The 15,316-nt window shown below is 73.7% G+C and carries 16 protein-coding genes and 1 pseudogene; 8 read left to right on the top strand and 9 right to left on the bottom strand.

Features of this window, described 5'->3' with window-relative positions; genetic code table 11:
• The first annotated feature begins 34 nt into the window (after nucleotides 1-34).
• Nucleotides 35-640 (top strand): exonuclease domain-containing protein, encoded by a 606-nt coding sequence (locus CLV52_RS15390; protein WP_133767232.1) that lies wholly within the window; start codon nucleotides 35-37, stop codon nucleotides 638-640.
• Between the two features lie 45 nt (nucleotides 641-685).
• Nucleotides 686-2,032, top strand: a complete 1,347-nt coding sequence (locus CLV52_RS15395; protein ID WP_133767233.1) for a DNA recombination protein RmuC — start codon at nucleotides 686-688, stop codon at nucleotides 2,030-2,032.
• Nucleotides 2,033-2,041: 9 nt separating this feature from the next.
• Here CLV52_RS15395 and CLV52_RS15400 read toward each other — a convergent pair whose 3' ends face one another.
• Together CLV52_RS15400 and glpX are read right to left on the bottom strand one after the other, a co-directional pair.
• Complete coding sequence (locus CLV52_RS15400; protein ID WP_133767234.1) at nucleotides 2,042-2,623, bottom strand: GNAT family N-acetyltransferase; 582 nt, start codon at nucleotides 2,621-2,623, stop codon at nucleotides 2,042-2,044.
• A 16-nt stretch (nucleotides 2,624-2,639) separates the two neighbouring features.
• Nucleotides 2,640-3,572, bottom strand: coding sequence for a class II fructose-bisphosphatase (gene glpX, locus CLV52_RS15405; protein ID WP_133767452.1), 933 nt, complete (start codon nucleotides 3,570-3,572; stop codon nucleotides 2,640-2,642).
• 159 nt (nucleotides 3,573-3,731) lie between these two features.
• Here glpX and fbaA point away from each other — a divergent pair, with 159 nt between their 5' ends.
• The gene (gene fbaA, locus CLV52_RS15410; protein ID WP_133767235.1) at nucleotides 3,732-4,760 is read left to right on the top strand and encodes a class II fructose-bisphosphate aldolase; all 1,029 of its coding nucleotides are present in this window, start codon (nucleotides 3,732-3,734) and stop codon (nucleotides 4,758-4,760) included.
• A 108-nt stretch (nucleotides 4,761-4,868) separates the two neighbouring features.
• Here the strand turns inward: fbaA and CLV52_RS18975 are convergent.
• Together CLV52_RS18975 and CLV52_RS18980 are read right to left on the bottom strand one after the other, a co-directional pair.
• Nucleotides 4,869-5,303: pseudogene (locus tag CLV52_RS18975) on the bottom strand (DUF6264 family protein); the annotation flags it as partial.
• Nucleotides 5,249-6,316, bottom strand: a complete 1,068-nt coding sequence (locus CLV52_RS18980) for a 4-hydroxy-3-methylbut-2-enyl diphosphate reductase (RefSeq protein ID WP_425455705.1) — start codon at nucleotides 6,314-6,316, stop codon at nucleotides 5,249-5,251. The pseudogene CLV52_RS18975 and the gene CLV52_RS18980, both read right to left, overlap by 55 nt.
• A gap of 24 nt (nucleotides 6,317-6,340) precedes the next feature.
• Here CLV52_RS18980 and xseA point away from each other — a divergent pair, with 24 nt between their 5' ends.
• The 5 genes from xseA to CLV52_RS15440 are packed head-to-tail and all read left to right on the top strand — an operon-like array spanning nucleotide 6,341 to nucleotide 10,526.
• On the top strand, nucleotides 6,341-7,594 hold the full coding sequence (gene xseA / locus CLV52_RS18985; protein WP_246018173.1) for an exodeoxyribonuclease VII large subunit: 1,254 nt from the start codon (nucleotides 6,341-6,343) through the stop codon (nucleotides 7,592-7,594).
• A gap of 10 nt (nucleotides 7,595-7,604) precedes the next feature.
• Nucleotides 7,605-7,832, top strand: a complete 228-nt coding sequence (locus CLV52_RS15425) for an exodeoxyribonuclease VII small subunit (protein ID WP_133767237.1) — start codon at nucleotides 7,605-7,607, stop codon at nucleotides 7,830-7,832.
• The gene (locus CLV52_RS15430; RefSeq protein WP_162850883.1) at nucleotides 7,829-8,497 is read left to right on the top strand and encodes a DUF4245 domain-containing protein; all 669 of its coding nucleotides are present in this window, start codon (nucleotides 7,829-7,831) and stop codon (nucleotides 8,495-8,497) included. The genes CLV52_RS15425 and CLV52_RS15430 overlap by 4 nt, the downstream gene beginning before the upstream one ends.
• Complete coding sequence (locus CLV52_RS15435; RefSeq protein ID WP_211342718.1) at nucleotides 8,494-9,105, top strand: carbonic anhydrase; 612 nt, start codon at nucleotides 8,494-8,496, stop codon at nucleotides 9,103-9,105. Before CLV52_RS15430 ends, CLV52_RS15435 begins: the two co-directional genes overlap by 4 nt.
• A gap of 23 nt (nucleotides 9,106-9,128) precedes the next feature.
• Nucleotides 9,129-10,526, top strand: a complete 1,398-nt coding sequence (locus CLV52_RS15440; RefSeq protein ID WP_133767239.1) for a class II fumarate hydratase — start codon at nucleotides 9,129-9,131, stop codon at nucleotides 10,524-10,526.
• A 113-nt stretch (nucleotides 10,527-10,639) separates the two neighbouring features.
• Here CLV52_RS15440 and CLV52_RS15445 read toward each other — a convergent pair whose 3' ends face one another.
• From CLV52_RS15445 to CLV52_RS15465, 5 genes are all read right to left on the bottom strand, one after another.
• A complete protein-coding gene (locus CLV52_RS15445) occupies nucleotides 10,640-11,167 on the bottom strand; it encodes a prepilin peptidase (protein ID WP_133767240.1) in 528 nt (175 codons plus the stop codon).
• 32 nt (nucleotides 11,168-11,199) lie between these two features.
• Nucleotides 11,200-11,712, bottom strand: coding sequence for a hypothetical protein (locus CLV52_RS15450; protein ID WP_133767241.1), 513 nt, complete (start codon nucleotides 11,710-11,712; stop codon nucleotides 11,200-11,202).
• 17 nt (nucleotides 11,713-11,729) lie between these two features.
• Nucleotides 11,730-13,076 carry an RNA 5'-3' helicase PhoH2 gene (gene phoH2 / locus CLV52_RS15455; protein ID WP_162850901.1) on the bottom strand — a complete coding sequence of 449 codons (1,347 nt, stop codon included), beginning with the start codon at nucleotides 13,074-13,076 and terminating at the stop codon, nucleotides 11,730-11,732.
• Nucleotides 13,077-13,271: 195 nt separating this feature from the next.
• On the bottom strand, nucleotides 13,272-14,126 hold the full coding sequence (locus CLV52_RS15460) for an HAD family hydrolase (RefSeq protein WP_133767242.1): 855 nt from the start codon (nucleotides 14,124-14,126) through the stop codon (nucleotides 13,272-13,274).
• Nucleotides 14,123-15,250, bottom strand: coding sequence for an aminotransferase class V-fold PLP-dependent enzyme (locus CLV52_RS15465; protein ID WP_133767243.1), 1,128 nt, complete (start codon nucleotides 15,248-15,250; stop codon nucleotides 14,123-14,125). The genes CLV52_RS15460 and CLV52_RS15465 overlap by 4 nt, the downstream gene beginning before the upstream one ends.
• Nucleotides 15,251-15,316: the final 66 nt, after the last annotated feature.

The raw sequence follows: 15,316 nt of genomic DNA on the forward strand, positions 1-15,316 counted from the left end.
CGCGGTGTCGGAGGGCGCTGCGAGCATCCCGTCCGTGCCACTGGACTTCGCCGCGATCGACTTCGAGACGGCGGGTCCCTCCGCCGCGTCCGCCTGCTCCGTCGGGGTGGTCACGGTGGTCGACGGGCGGGTCGTCGACCGCGCCGGCTGGCTGATCCGGCCGCCGGCGGGCCACGACCTGTTCAGCGAGTGGAACATCCGCATCCACGGGATCACGCCGGATCGCGTCGTCGGGGCGCTCGGCTGGGCGGAGCAGCTCGACGACCTGCTCGAGGTGATCGGCGACCTGCCCGTCGTCGCGCACAACGCCCGCTTCGACATGGGCGTCGTGCGCGCCGCGTGCTTCGCATCCGGGGTGCGGACGCCGCCGCTCGACTACTTCTGCAGCCTCCGCGTCGCCCGCCGCACCTACGCGCTGACCTCGTACCGGCTGCCCGTCGCTGCCATGGCGGCGGGCTTCGAGGACTTCCGGCACCACGACGCCCTCGCGGACGCGGAGGCGTGCGCGGCGATCGTCGTGCACGCGGCGAAGCGGCACGGCGCGGAGGACGTGCCCGGCCTGCTCGACGCGGTGGGCGACCGCCTCACCCGGCTCGAGCCCCAGGCGCCGCAGACGCGCGTGCCGATGGCGTTCGCCTGACGAGCGAGCGCGGCGGTGTCGGACGCCGCTGCCACCATCCGGGACATGGATGCACTGCTCCCCGTCGGCGCCCTGCTCGTGGGCGTCCTGCTCGGCGCGCTGCTCGCCGGCGCGCTGCGCGGGCGGCGCCCCGCCGGCGAGGACCCGGCCGTGGTCGCCGGCCGGCACGAGGCCGAGCTGCTCCGGGCGCGGGCCGAAGGCGATGCGATCGCGGCGGACCTCCGCACGGAGCTCGCCGCGTACGAGGCGACGATCGACGGGCTGCAGCGCGCGCTCACCGTCGCCGAGCGCCGGGCGCAGGAGGACCGCACCGCGCGCTCGGCCGAGGCGGAGCAGCGCCGGCTGCGGGAGCAGGAGGAGGCTCGGGTGCTGCAGGCGCTCGCGCCCGTGCAGGAGACCCTCCGCACCGTCCAGAGCAAGGTCGACACCCTCGAGCAGCAGCGCGCGGCGCAGTACGGGGCGCTCGAGCAGCAGCTGCTCGCGACGCGGGAGTCGTCCGACCGTGTGCGCTCGACCGCGGAGTCGCTCGCGTCGGCGCTGCGGCACAACTCGATGCGCGGCGCATGGGGCGAGACGCAGCTGCGGCGCCTGGTCGAGAGCGCCGGGCTGACGAACCGGGTCGACTTCGACCTGCAGGTCACGACGCGCTCCGCCGACGGCACCAGGCGGCCGGACCTCGTGGTGCGGCTGCCGGAGGGCAAGAGCATCGCGGTCGACGCGAAGGTGCCGCTCGCGGCCTTCATCGAGGCGAACGAGATCCCCGAGACGGCGGTGGGCGCGGAGGCCGCGCGCCGCGACACCCTGATGAAGGAGCACGTCAAGGCCGTCCGGGCGCACATCGACGCGCTCGCCGCGAAGGGGTACTGGACGGACTTCCACTCCCCCGAGTTCGTCGTCGCGTTCCTGCCGAGCGAGTCGCTGCTGTCCGCGGCCCTCGCCGCCGATCCCTCGCTGCTCGACCACGCGTTCTCGAAGCGGGTCGCGCTCGCCTCGCCCGTGAACCTCTGGGCGGTGCTGAAGACGGTCGCCTACACGTGGACGCAGCAGGAGCTGACCGAGGACGCGCACCGCCTGTTCACGCTGAGCCGGACGCTCTACGAGCGGCTCTCCGTGCTCGCGCAGCGGGCCGAGAAGCTGCGCGGTGCGATTGAGCGGACCGTGACGACGTACAACGAGTTCGCGGCGTCGCTCGAGACCCGCGTGCTCGTGACGGGCCGCCAGATCAACCGGATGGACGAGTCGCGCATCCTCGGCGAGGCCGCGCCGGTCGACACCGTCCCGCGCCCCTTCACCGCGCCGGAGCTCGCCGTCCCCGAGCCCACCGTCGCGGACCTGGTCGCAGGCGACCCCGGAACGGCGAGCAGCGCGGCCGCGCGCGAGGACGCCGCCTGACAACGGACCTCAGGACCCGGTCCGGAGGTCGCGGCGCATCAGGACCCGCGGGAACCCGTCGAGCGTGGAGGTGGTGTCGGCGGCCTTCGTGAAGCCCGCCGCCTCGAACCAGCGCCGCAGGCCGACGAACGCCATCGTGAGATCGACCCGCGCGTCGCCGTTGTCGACCGGGTACGCCTCCACGGCGGGCGCACCGTGCTCGCGGGCGAACGCGACGGCGCCCTCGATCAGGGCGCCGGTCATCCCGGCGCGGCGATGCCCCGGCCGCACGCGGACGCACCACACGCTCCAGACGGGCAGGTCGTCGATGTGCGGGATCCGGGTGCTCCGATCGAACTGGGTCGCGGAGCGCGGAGCGACGCCCGCCCAGCCCACCGGCTCGTCGCCGTCGTAGGCGAGGACGCCGGGCGCCGGGTCCTCTGCGCAGAGCCGGCGGACGTACTCGCCGCGCGCGGGTCCGGACAGCGCCTGGTTCTCCTTCGCCGGGATCCGATGGCTCAGGCAGAAGCAGACCGACGCGTTCGGACGCTTCGGACCGATGACCGCCGCGACGTCGTCGAAGACCGTCGCCGGCCGCACCTCTACGGTCATGGCGCGACGCCTCCGGCTACAGCCAGCGTTCGGCGAGGTGGTCCGAGCTGATCCGGCGGAGCGTGCCGGACCGCGAGCGGAGGACGATCGACTCCGTCCGGATGATCGGGCCCTTGCGGCGGACGCCCTCGACGAGGCCGCCGTCGGTCACGCCGGTGGCGATGAACATGGTGTTGTCGCCCGCGACCAGCCCGTCCGCGTCGTAGATGCGGTCGAGGTCGAGACCGGCGGCCCGGCCGCGCTCGGCCTCCGCCTCGTCCTTCGGCGCGAGCCGGCCCTCGATGAACCCGCCGAGCGCCTTGATCGCGCAGGCCGTCACGACGCCCTCCGGGCTGCCCCCCGTGCCGACGCACAGGTCGATCCTCGTCTCGTACCGCGCGGCGTTGATGCCGCCCGCGACGTCGCCGTCCAGCAGCATCCGGGTGCCGGCGCCCGCGGCGCGGATCTCCTCGATCAGGCCCTCGTGCCGCGGCCGGTCGAGCACCGCCACGACCATCTCGCCCACGGGCTTGCCCTTCGCCTTCGCGAGCTCGCGGATGTTGTCGCCGATCGACTGCTCGAGCGAGAGCACCCCGACGCCGTGGTGATCGGCGACGAGCTTCTCCATGTAGAAGACGCTCGAGGCGTCGAGCATCGTGCCGCGGTCGGACGCCGCGATCATCGACAGCGCGTTCTGCCGGCCCTGCGCGGTCATCGACGTGCCGTCGATCGGGTCGACGGCGATGTCCGTCATCGGGCCGCGACCCGTGCCCACGTGCTCCCCGTTGAAGAGCATCGGGGCGCGGTCCTTCTCGCCCTCGCCGATCACGACGACGCCGTCGAACTCGACGGTGGACAGGAACGCGCGCATCGCGTCCACCGCGGCGCCGTCGGCGGCGAGCTTGTCGCCCTTGCCGATGAACGGCACCGCGCGGATCGCGGCCGCCTCGGTCGCGCGCACCAGCTCCATCGCCAGGTTCCGACTCGGATGGGTCACCAGGTTCGTCTCGGCCACAGCGGGCTCCCTCCGTCGTCCGCCGAACCTACTCGGAGCCGCGCCGGGTCGCCTCAGTAGAGTGATCGGCGGCCCGCCGCGGGGCACCGCGGCCCGATCGATGCAGGAGCGCAGATGCCCGTCGCCACCCCCGACCAGTACGCCGAGATGCTCGACCGCGCCAAGACCGGCGGCTTCGCGTACCCGGCGATCAACGTGTCGTCCTCCCAGACGATCAACGCCGTCCTCCAGGGGCTGACCGAGGCCGGCAGCGACGGCATCATCCAGGTCACCACCGGCGGCGCCGACTACTTCGCCGGCCACACCGTGAAGAACCGCGCCGCCGGCGCCATCGCGTTCGCGAGGTTCGCGACGGAGGTCGCGAAGAACTACCCGATCACGGTCGCCCTGCACACGGACCACTGCCCGAAGCCGGCGCTCGAGTCCTTCGTCCTCCCCCTCATCGCGGCGAGCGAGGAGCAGATCAAGGCGGGCGGTGAGCCGATCTTCCAGTCGCACATGTGGGACGGCTCCGCGGTGCCCCTCGACGAGAACATCGAGATCGCGAAGGACATGCTCCAGCGGACGAAGGCGATCAACGCGATCCTCGAGGTCGAGATCGGCGTCGTCGGCGGCGAGGAGGACGGCGTCCAGCACGAGGGCTCGAACGAGGCGCTCTACACGACCCTCGGCGACGTCGAGAAGGTCGTCGAGGCGCTCGGTCTCGGCGAGAACGGCCGCTACATCGCCGCGCTGACCTTCGGGAACGTCCACGGCGTCTACAAGCCCGGCAACGTGAAGCTGCGCCCCGAGCTGCTCGGCGAGATCCAGGCCGGCCTGGCGGACCGGTACGGGCACGGCCCGAAGCCGCTCGAGCTCGTCTTCCACGGCGGCTCCGGCTCCACCGACGCCGAGATCGAGCAGGCGGTCGCGAACGGCGTCGTGAAGATGAACATCGACACCGACACCCAGTACGCCTTCACCCGGTCCATCGCCGGGACGATGTTCACGAACTACGACGGCGTCCTGAAGGTCGACGGCGAGGTCGGGAACAAGAAGATCTACGACCCGCGCGCCTGGGGCAAGATCGCGGAGACCGCCATGGCGGCCCGCGTCGTCGAGGCCACGAAACAGCTGGGTTCCTCCGGGAAGTCGCAGGGCTGACCTCGCGGATCCGCAGTTCCGCCGTGACACGCCGTGTCAGGAGCCCCTCGAGCGGCGTGTCGAGCAGGAATTGCGGATCCGCGGAGGAACTGCGGATCCGCGAGCGGCTCAGCCCCGGGTGAGCTTCGCCGTGAAGGACGGGTCGGCGAGCGCGGCGCCGAGGGTGAGCCCGACCGTCAGCAGGAGGCAGGCGACGCCGATCGTGATCGGCACGAAGAACGCCATGCGGTGGTCCCGCAGCCGCGGCACCGACAGGGCGATGGCGAGCACGAGCCCGACCACGTTCACGGCGATGACGACCCAGCCGACGGTCTCGGCGACGTCGTTGCGCGTGTAGACCCCGGCCCCGGTCTGGGCGAAGAGCGCCTGGAGCACGATCGGGAAGTCGCGGGCGATCGTGACCGTCCGGGTGGTGTCGATCAGCCCGAGGATCAGCAGCCCGACCGTGATGACCGGGTCCCACTGCGGAGCCCGGCGCGGCTCCCCGCTCAGCTGCGGCCGCCGAGCGCCCGGGGGTCCGTGGCGCCGGAGGCGGTGCGGCGCAGCTCGCGCGGCAGCGAGAACACGAGGTCCTCCTCCGCCGTCCGGACCTCCTCGACGGTGCCGAAGCCGCGCTCGGCGAGCACGGACAGCAGGTCCTGGACGAGCCGCTCCGGCACGCTCGCGCCGCTCGTCACGCCCACGGTCGCCGCGCCCTCGAGCCAGGCGGGGTCGAGCTCGCCGGCGTCGTCGATGCGGTGCGCGGCGCGGGCGCCGTGGTCGAGCGCCACCTCCACGAGGCGGACGGAGTTGGAGGAGTTCGCGCTGCCGACGACGAGCACGACGTCCGACTGCCCCGCGATCTTCTTCACGGCGACCTGGCGGTTCTGGGTCGCGTAGCAGATGTCGTCCGACGGCGGATCGGCGAGGTTCGGGAACCGGACGCGCAGGCGGCGCACCGTCTCCATCGTCTCGTCGACCGACAGCGTCGTCTGCGAGAGCCAGACGAGGTTGTCCGGATCCGCGACCTCGACGGTGTCGGCCTCCTCGGGCGAGCCGACGAGGGTCGTGCGCTCGGGCGCCTCGCCCATCGTGCCCTCGACCTCCTCGTGGCCGTGGTGCCCGATGAGGAGGATCTGGCGGTCGTCCCGCGCGAACCGGACGGCCTCCCGGTGGACCTTCGTGACGAGCGGGCACGTCGCGTCGATCGCCTGCAGCCCGCGGTCCGCGGCCGCGCGGACGACCGCGGGCGAGACGCCGTGGGCGCTGAACACGACATGGCTCCCCTGCGGCACCTCGTCGACCTCGTCGACGAAGACCGCCCCCTGCTCCTCGAGCCGCTGCACCACGTGGACGTTGTGGACGATCTGCTTGCGGACGTAGACGGGCGAGCCGTAGCGCTCGAGCGCCTTCTCCACAGCCACCACGGCACGGTCGACGCCCGCGCAGTACCCTCGCGGCGCCGCGAGCAGCACCCGGCCGCGGGCGGGGTCCCCGCTGCCGCTGACGGACCCGTCGGCTACCGTGGAAACGGTCGACGGGCGCCGGGGAAGACCGAGCTCGACCGGGGTGACCACGGGGGAAAGTCTAGGAGCGCGGGCATGAGCGACGGTGCGGCGACCATGGAGTCGCCCTGGGGCGTCGGCGTCCTCGGCGACAAGCTGAAGGGCTGGATCGACCGCCTCGGCCAGGTCTGGGTCGAGGGCGAGATCACCCAGTGGGGCGTCCGCGGCGCGAACGTCTACGGGAAGCTGAAGGACCTCGAGCGCGACGTCACCGTCTCCTTCCAGATCTGGTCGAGCGTGAAGTCGCGGCTGCCCGCGGACCTGAAGCAGGGCGACCGCGTCGTCGCGCTCGTGAAGCCGGACTACTGGGTCAAGGGCGGCTCGCTCTCGATGCAGGTGTTCCAGATGAAGCACGTCGGGCTCGGCGACCTGCTGGAGCGGCTCGAGCTGCTGCGCCGCACGCTCGCAGCGGAGGGCCTGTTCGATCGGTCGCGGAAGCGGCGGCTGCCGTTCCTCCCGAACCGCATCGGGCTGATCACGGGCAAGGACTCCGACGCCGAGAAGGACGTGATCCGGAACGCGCAGCTCCGCTGGCCGAGCGTCGACTTCCGGGTCGTGCACGCGGCGGTGCAGGGCGACCGCACGGTGCCGGAGGTGCTCGCCGCGCTCGCGACGCTGGAGGCGGACCCGGAGGTCGACGTCATCGTCATCGCGCGCGGCGGCGGCGACTTCCAGAACCTGCTCGGCTTCAGCGACGAGCGGCTGCTCCGTGCCGTCGCCGCGGCGACGACGCCGGTCGTCAGCGCCATCGGGCACGACAACGACCGGCCGCTGCTCGACGAGGTCGCGGACCTCCGCGCCTCGACGCCGACGGATGCGGCGAAGCGCGTCGTCCCGGACGTGACGGAGGAGCTGAACGGCGTCAGCCAGGCCCGCGCGCGGATCCGGAACCGGCTCACGCAGCTCGTGCGGCAGGAGGCGGACCGCATCGCCGGGCTGCGCGCGCGCCGGGTGCTCGCGGACGGCAGCTGGATCATCGAGTCGCGGGCGGACGAGCTGACCCGCTGGGCGGCGCGGTCCGCGGAGCTGATCGACCGGTTCGTCGACCTCGAGCAGCGGCGGCTCGCCGAGTCGCGCGGGCACCTCCGGGCCCTCTCCCCCCTCCGCACCCTCGAGCGCGGGTACGCCATCGTCCTCGGCGGCGACGGCACGGCGCTGCGGCGCACGGCGGACGCGCCGGCCGGTACCCAGCTGACCGTCCGGGTGGTCGACGGCGCGGTCGCCGCGACGAGCGAGGGGGTCGTCCACAGCGACGCCGCTCTCGCCGATACGGTCGGCGCCCGCTCGTAGAATCCTGCGCATGACCGAGCCCACCCCCGCCGGCACCGCCGAGCCCGACGTCGACGACCTGTCCTACGAGGCCGCGCGCGACGCGCTCGTCGCGGTCGTCGACGAGCTCGAGCGCGGCGGTGCGACGCTCGAGCAGTCGCTCGCGCTCTGGCAGCGCGGGGAGGCCCTCGCGGCCCGATGCGAGACGTGGCTGACGGGGGCGCGGGCGAAGCTCGACGCCGCCCGCGCCGAGCCGTGAGCACGCCCGACGGGTCGTCGGGCCGGGTCGTCGCGGAGCTCGGCCGCCCGGAGACGCCGCTCGAGACGGCCGAGCGCAAGGCCTGGGACCGCGCGCTGCGCCGTTCCCGCCAGAACTTCCGCAACCTCATCGCGAGCCTCGTCGTCTGCGTCGCCGCCGTCGTGCTCATCGTCCTGCTCGTCCCCCGCGGGGACGGCGTGCAGCAGCCCGCGATCGACGTCCGGTCCGCCGCGCAGCAGTACGGCGACACCGCGGGGCAGCCGCTGCTCGCCCCGAAGGTGCCCGCGTCGTGGCGCTCGAACGCCGCACAGCTGCGGGGGTCCGGCGACACCGCGTCCTGGTACGTCGGCTGGGTGATCGACGGGACCGACTACGCCGGCCTCACCGAGGGCCTGCCGGGCGACTCGACAGTGCTCGCGACCGCGCTGGACGGCGCGAAGGCGACGGGGACCACGACGATCGGCGGCCTGCCCTGGCGCGTCTACGACCGGCGCGACCAGGGGCAGGACGCGGGGAACGTCGCCTACGGACTCGCGACGAGGATCGGCACGGTCGTCGTCGCCGTCTACGGCACCGCTGCACCGACGGAGGTCCGCTCGCTCGCGGCCGCCGTCGCCACCGACGCCGCCGAGCGCGGCCTGAAGGGAACGGGATCGCTGCCGTGAACACGACTCGACCGGCGACCGACGCGTGGCGGCGACTGGCGGAGGGGAACGAGCGCTTCGTCGGCGACCGTCCCGAGCACCCGCGGCAGGACGCGCACCGGCGGGCGGCGCTCGCCGAGGGCCAGGCGCCGGTCGCCGCCGTCCTCGGGTGCAGCGACTCCCGCGTCGCGGCCGAGGTGCTGTTCGACCAGGGCCTCGGCGACCTGTTCGTCATCCGGAACGCGGGCCAGATCGCGAGCGCCTCCGCGCTCGCGTCGATCGAGTACGCGGTCGCGGTGCTCGGCGTCTCGCTCGTTGTCGTGCTCGCGCACGACCGGTGCGGCGCGGTGCAGGCGGCGATCGATGCGGAGCAGCCGGATGCGCCGCTCCTCCCGCCGCTCATCGAGGCGCACATCGACCGGATCCGGCCGGCGGTCCGGGCCGCCTCGTCGACGGACGCGTTCGCGGTCGGCGAGTCCCACCTCGAGGCCACCGTCGCCGACCTGCTCGCCCAGTCGGAGCTGCTGGCGGCCGCCGTCGCGGACGGTAGCGTGGACGTCGTCGGCGCCAACTACCGCCTCGCGGAGGGTCGCGTCGAGCGCCGCTTCGCCGTGGGCGACGGCCGCTGAACCCTCCCCGGCGAAGGAGCCTGATGACGTCCGACGACGCCTACCGCATCGAGCACGACACGATGGGCGAGGTGCGGGTCCCGCGCGACGCCCTCTGGGCGGCGCAGACGCAGCGCGCGGTCGAGAACTTCCCGATCTCCGGCTCGCGGCTCGAGGACGCGCAGATCGTCGCCCTGGCGCGGATCAAGCGCGGCGCGGCGATCGTGAACGGCGAGCTCGGGGTGCTCCCGGCGGACGTCGTGGACGCGATCGTCGGTGCGGCGGACGAGATCATCGGCGGGCAGCACCTCGACCAGTTCCCGATCGACGTGTACCAGACGGGCAGCGGCACCTCCTCGAACATGAACATGAACGAGGTGCTCGGCTCGCTCGCCTCGCAGCGCCTCGGGCGGACGGTGCACCCGAACGACGAGGTGAACGCCTCCCAGTCGTCGAACGACGTGTTCCCGACGTCCGTGCACCTCGCCGCGACCGAGGCGGTGCAGACCGTGCTCGTGCCGGCCCTCGAGCACCTCGCGGGCGCCCTCGAGGAGAAGGCGACGGCGTGGGCGCAGCTGGTGAAGGCCGGCCGTACCCACCTGATGGACGCGACCCCGGTGACCTTCGGGCAGGAGTTCGGCGGCTACGCCCGCCAGATCCGGCTCGCCCTCGACCGCATCGCGGCGATGGTGCCCCGGCTCGCGGAGGTGCCGCTCGGCGGCACCGCGACCGGCACCGGCATCAACACCCCGAACGGCTTCTCCCCCGCGGTGATCCGGATCCTCGCGGAGACGACCGGCCTGCCGATCGTCGAGGCCGCCGACCACTTCGAGGCCCAGGGCGCCCGCGACGGGCTCGTGGAGGCCTCGGGCGCGCTGAAGGTGCTCGCCGTCAGCCTCACGAAGATCTCGAACGACCTCCGCTGGATGGGGTCCGGACCGAACGCCGGCCTCGGCGAGCTGCACATCCCGGACCTCCAGCCGGGCTCGTCGATCATGCCGGGCAAGGTGAACCCGGTCATCCCGGAGGCGACGCTGATGGTCGCCGCGCGGGTGATCGGCAACGACGCGACGATCACCTGGGCGGGCGCCTCCGGCGTCTTCGAGCTGAACGTCGCGATCCCCGTCATGGGCACCGCGCTGCTCGAGTCCGTCCGCCTGCTCGCCGCCGTCTCGCGGCTGCTCGCCGACAAGGTGCTCGACGGCCTCGAGGTGAACGAGGAGCGCGCCCGCGCGCTCGCCGAGTCGTCGCCGTCGATCGTCACGAAGCTGAACCGCGCCATCGGCTACGAGGCCGCGGCGAAGGTCGCGAAGTACAGCGTCGCCCAGGGCATCACGGTGAAGCAGGCCGTGATCGCGCTCGGCTTCGTCGAGCGCGGCGAGGTCACGGAGGAGCAGCTCGACGCCGCCCTCGACGTGCTCTCGATGACCCGCCCCGGCTGAGCCCCCACTGCGGGGGCTCTCCGCGGCTGATGGGGCGGCGCGCTCCGCCCCATCAGCCGCTGGGAGCCCCCGCAGCCGGTGGTGGCGTGATCGGCGAGTCGGTCGAGCGGTCGTCAGACCGCGACGGCGAGGACGAGCCAGGCGGCCAGCAGCATCGGCGGCCCTAACGGGAGCCGGGCGCCGAGCCCGCGCCGGACCAGCACGACCACCGCGCCGACGCCGCCGAGGAGGAAGGCCGCGACGAGCCAGAGCAGCGCGCCGCCGGGCACCGCCACGGCGGCCAGCGCGCCGAGCAGCGGCGCGAGCTTCACGTCGCCGAACCCCATCCCGCCCGCGACGTGCAGGAGGAGGAACACGAGCCCGCAGGCCGCGCCGGCGAGCACCGCGTCGAGCGGCGCGACGCCCGTCGACCAGGCGTGGAGCAGGACGGCGCCGAGCACGACCGGGTAGCCGGGCAGGACGACGGCGTCCGGGAGGCGGTGCTCGGCGAGGTCGGTCTCGACGAGCCGCGGCGTCACGAGCGCGAGCCAAGCGAACCCGATCAGGGCCGGCCGCGGACCGAGCGCGAGCACGGTGACGGCGAGGAGCCCCACGACGGGCAGCGCCGCCGCCGGCGGGACACGACGGACGACCGCGAGCACCCGCGCAGGCTAGGCGCGTCCACGACCATGCGTCAGGCGTTGTCCACAGGTCGGGGCGAGACCAGGGCCGACCGCTTCCGCGTGAGTGCGGCGACGAGGCCCAGGGCGCCGGCGACGACCATGAGGAGCAGCCCGCCCAGCACGATGACGACGCCGAGCGGGGTCGTGCCGCCGACGCCCGGCGGCAGCTCGTCCGAGACGGAGTTGCCCATCGCGAAGGCGCTCCACCACTGGAAGAAGCCGGCCCCGCCGAGGAGCGCGGCTCCGAGGGCGGCCGCCGTGACAGGACGCGCGGTCACGACGAACGCGCGATGCAGCAGGACCAGGACGTAGACCGAGCCCAAGGCGCCCCAGAACAGGAACCAGATCACGGGCGAGAGCAGGCAGGCGAGCAGATCGCCCGAGCCGCTGAGCGTGCGGTAGATCGTCGGGAGCGGGATCCCCGGCGCCAGGTACTGCGGCATCCACACGAGCGAGTCGAGCGTGCCGAGCACCAGCACCGCCACGAGCAGCACGCCGACGACCACCCCGACGACCTTCAGCACGCGTCGAGTCTCGCGGATCAGGCGAGCTCGTTCGACTCCAGCATCTCCGTGACGAGGGCCGCGATCGCGCTCCGCTCCGAGCGGGTGAGCGTCACGTGCCCGAACAGCGGATGGCCCTTCAGCGTCTCGATCACGCTGGCGACGCCGTCGTGCCGCCCCACGCGGAGGTTGTCGCGCTGCGCGACGTCGTGGGTCAGCACGACGCGGGAGTTCTGCCCGATCCGGGACAGCACCGTGAGCAGCACGTTCCGCTCGAGGGACTGCGCCTCGTCCACGATCACGAACGCGTCGTGCAGGGAACGGCCGCGGATGTGCGTGAGCGGCAGCACCTCGAGGGTGCCGTTCTCCACGACCTCGTCGATCACGTTCTGCGAGACGACCGCGCCGAGGGTGTCGAACACCGCCTGGCCCCACGGGTTCATCTTCTCGGCGGCGTCGCCGGGGAGGTAGCCGAGCTCCTGGCCGCCGACCGCGTACAGCGGGCGGAACACCATGATGCGCCGGTGCTGCTGCCGCTCGAGGACGGCCTCGAGCGCGGCGCAGAGGGCGAGCGCGCTCTTGCCGGTGCCGGCGCGGCCGCCGAGCGAGACGATCCCGACCTCGTGGTCGAGCAGCAGGTCGATCGCGAGGCGCTGCTCGGCGCTGCGGCCGTGCAGCCCGAACACGTCGCGGTCGCCGCGCACGAGCTTCAGCTCGCCCTGCTGCACGACCCGCGCGAGGGCGCTCCCCCGGTCGGAGTGCAGGACGACGCCGGTGTTGATCGGCAGCCCCTCGACCGCCGCGGTGCGGACGTGGTGGTCGTCGTACAGCGCATCGAGCGTGGCGGCGTCGAGGTCGACCTCCGCGACGCCGGTGTACCCGGTGTCCGCGGCGAGCTCGTGCCGGTACTCCTCCGCCGTGAGGCCGATGGAGGCGGCCTTCACGCGCATCGGCAGGTCCTTGGAGACGACCGTCACCTCGAGGCCGTCGTTGGCGAGGTTCTGCGCGACGGCGAGGATGCGGGCGTCGTTGCCGCCGAGCTGCAGCCCGTTCGGCAGGACGCTCATGTTCGAGTGGTTCAGCTCGACGCGGAGCGAGCCGCCGTCCCCGACCGGGACCGGGAAGTCGAGGCGCTCGTGCTGCACCCGCAGCTCGTCCAGGTTCCGGAGCGCCTGCCGCGCGAAGTAGCCGATCTCCGGGTCGTTCCGCTTGCCCTCGAGCTCCGAGATCACGACGACGGGGAGCACGACCGCGTGCTCCGCGAATCGGAACGGCGCCTTCGGATCCGAGAGCAGGACCGAGGTGTCGAGCACGAACGTGCGCGTGCCGGTGCGCGGTTCGGACGTCGACGCGGGACGCTCGGACTCGGACTGACGGGCGGACAGCGCTTCAGGCACGCGGCCTCTTTCCCCCGCGGCGGTTCAGCGAACCCCCGTGGATCTCGTTGACGCCGGGTCCATGCGTGCCCCTTCCGTCGCGAGCCGCATGCGTCCCGGACCGGGTGGAGTACCCGATGCGCACACGGTACGTCACGGGTGTGACAGGCCCGTGTCGCGCGCGTGACGTGTCGGCGCGGCCGGTCAGACCTCCGCGCGCGCCGCCTGCTCGGCGAGGAAGTGCACGACCGCGTCCTCGCGGTCGTCGAGCACCGCGGTCGCCGCGGCCTTCACCTCGTCCGAAGCCCCCGCGGTGGCGTAGGACTCGTCGGCCTCCGCGAAGAGCGGCAGGTCGTTCGCGCCGTCGCCGAACGCGACGATCCGGGTGAACCCGTGATCCTCCGCGAGCCGACGGACGCCCGAGCCCTTCGTCGCGCCGGCGGCGGTCACGTCGAGCACGCCCACGCCGCTCTCGCGGGTGCCCGCGAGCGCGAGGGAGCAGCCGGTGCCCCAGGAGATCGCCCGGATCATCCGGGACAGCCGCCGGACCACGGGGTACTCGCCGCGGATCGACACGAAGAAGCCGGTGTCGTGGTCGACCTCGTCCCAGCCGTCGACGGGCGCGAGGCGCGGGTCGCCCTGCCGGGACTCGAGGAAGGTGTCGACGCCGCTCGTCTCGGCGCCCCGGACCCAGCTGATCCGGTCCTCCGCGCCGTCGAGCCAGAACACGAGCGGGGTCACCCCGGCGGCGAGCGCCGCGCCGACGAGCGGCTTCAGCGCACGGGCGTCGAAGTGCTCCCACCAGAGGGGCTCGGCCCCGTCGGGGTGCACGGCGGTCGCCCCGCTGTAGGCGACGAACGGGAGGGACAGGGGCAGGTCGCCGAGCGCGCGCCGGGTCGTCAGCGGCGAGCGCGCCGTGGCGACGGTGAACTGCGTCCCCTCGGCCAGCAGTCGCGTCAGCGTCGAGCGGGCGGTTCCGGAGAGCTCGCCGTCGGCGCCGAGCAGGGTGTCGTCGAGGTCGCTGACGTACAGCGTGCGACCCGGGCCGGTCATCGTCATCGGACCGGCCGGACCGCGGTCGCGTAGGCGGACAGGGCTGAGCGGAGCATGGCGATCGTCTCCTCCGTGGTTCCCGCGTGCGGCGAGAGCCGCACGCGCCCGTCTCGGATGGTCACCGAGACGCCGTGGTTGAACAGGGCGGCCGTGAGGGCGGTGAGCCGGTCGGGCAGCGGCTCGACCACGACGACGCCGGCGCGCTCGGCCTCCGCGCGCGGGGACGTGACCGGCAGCCCGAACTCGTCCGCGAGCGCGATCACCCGCGCGACGCGGTCGGCGATCCGGGCCGCGACGGCGGCGGGGCCGGCGTGTGCGAGCTCCTCCAGCCCAGCGGCGAGCCGCGCGGCGGCCACCTGGTCCGGCTGGGAGATCTGCATGCCCGGCGCCCCGTCGACGGGCGGCGGCACGTGATCCCAGCCGTCGTCGTCACCGATGCCCGCGTGCCCCGACAGCACGGGCGTCAGGCGGTTCGCGGCGCGGTCGGAGACGGCGAGGAACGCGGCGCCCCACCCGGCGCGGAGCCACTTCTGACCGCCGCACGCGATGACGTCCGCCGCGCCCCACGGCAGGTCGACCGCGCCGAGCGCCTGCACCGCGTCGACGATCAGCAGCCGGTCGCCGATCACCTGGCGGATGCCGTCGAGGTCGACGACGGCGCCCGTGCGGCCGTCGACCGCGCTCACGAGCACGGCCATCGTCGTGCTGGTCAGCGCGTCGCGGACGCCGCTCGGCGTGACGCGGCCGCCGTCCGCCTCGAGCCACACGGGTGTGACGACCTGCATCGCCTCCGCGGCCCGCGCGGCCGCGATCGGCAGGGCCGGGTAGTCGGCGGGCGACACGAGCAGCCCGCCGGCGAGGCCGTAGACCGCCTGCGTGATGCCCTGCGCGGTGCTCGGCTGGAACACGATCTGGTCCGAGCGGAAGCCCGTGAGCACCGCCGCGGCGTCCTGCAGGCGCCCCGCGTTCCGCTCGAGCCGCTCGCGGGCGCCGTGGCGCGCCCGGCGCACGAGGTCCTCCTGCGCGGCGCTCTCCGCGACGACCGCGGCGGAGAGCGGGCCGAACGCGGCGAAGTCGAGATAGCCGGGATCCTCACCGAATCCGGCGAGGTAGTCGTTCAGGGCGTCCATGGCTGCCTGGAAGCGTAGCGGCGTGCAGGGACGCCCCGTGCCCCGTGCAGTCCGGGTCCGCGCGGG

Origin of the sequence: Amnibacterium kyonggiense, from assembly GCF_004364555.1 — a bacterium.
GTDB lineage: Bacteria > Actinomycetota > Actinomycetes > Actinomycetales > Microbacteriaceae > Amnibacterium > Amnibacterium kyonggiense.

What these genes read in the sequence shown, in the direction of transcription:
- CLV52_RS15395 (WP_133767233.1), top strand. Translation starts at nt 686, where the DNA reads ATGGATGCACTGCTCCCCGTCGGCGCCCTGCTCGTGGGCGTCCTGCTC.
- CLV52_RS15400 (WP_133767234.1), bottom strand. Translation starts at nt 2,623, where the DNA reads ATGACCGTAGAGGTGCGGCCGGCGACGGTCTTCGACGACGTCGCGGCG.
- glpX (WP_133767452.1), bottom strand. Translation starts at nt 3,572, where the DNA reads ATGGAGCTGGTGCGCGCGACCGAGGCGGCCGCGATCCGCGCGGTGCCG.
- fbaA (WP_133767235.1), top strand. Translation starts at nt 3,732, where the DNA reads ATGCCCGTCGCCACCCCCGACCAGTACGCCGAGATGCTCGACCGCGCC.
- xseA (WP_246018173.1), top strand. Translation starts at nt 6,341, where the DNA reads ATGAGCGACGGTGCGGCGACCATGGAGTCGCCCTGGGGCGTCGGCGTC.
- CLV52_RS15425 (WP_133767237.1), top strand. Translation starts at nt 7,605, where the DNA reads ATGACCGAGCCCACCCCCGCCGGCACCGCCGAGCCCGACGTCGACGAC.
- CLV52_RS15440 (WP_133767239.1), top strand. Translation starts at nt 9,129, where the DNA reads ATGACGTCCGACGACGCCTACCGCATCGAGCACGACACGATGGGCGAG.
- CLV52_RS15460 (WP_133767242.1), bottom strand. Translation starts at nt 14,126, where the DNA reads ATGACGATGACCGGCCCGGGTCGCACGCTGTACGTCAGCGACCTCGAC.
- CLV52_RS15465 (WP_133767243.1), bottom strand. Translation starts at nt 15,250, where the DNA reads ATGGACGCCCTGAACGACTACCTCGCCGGATTCGGTGAGGATCCCGGC.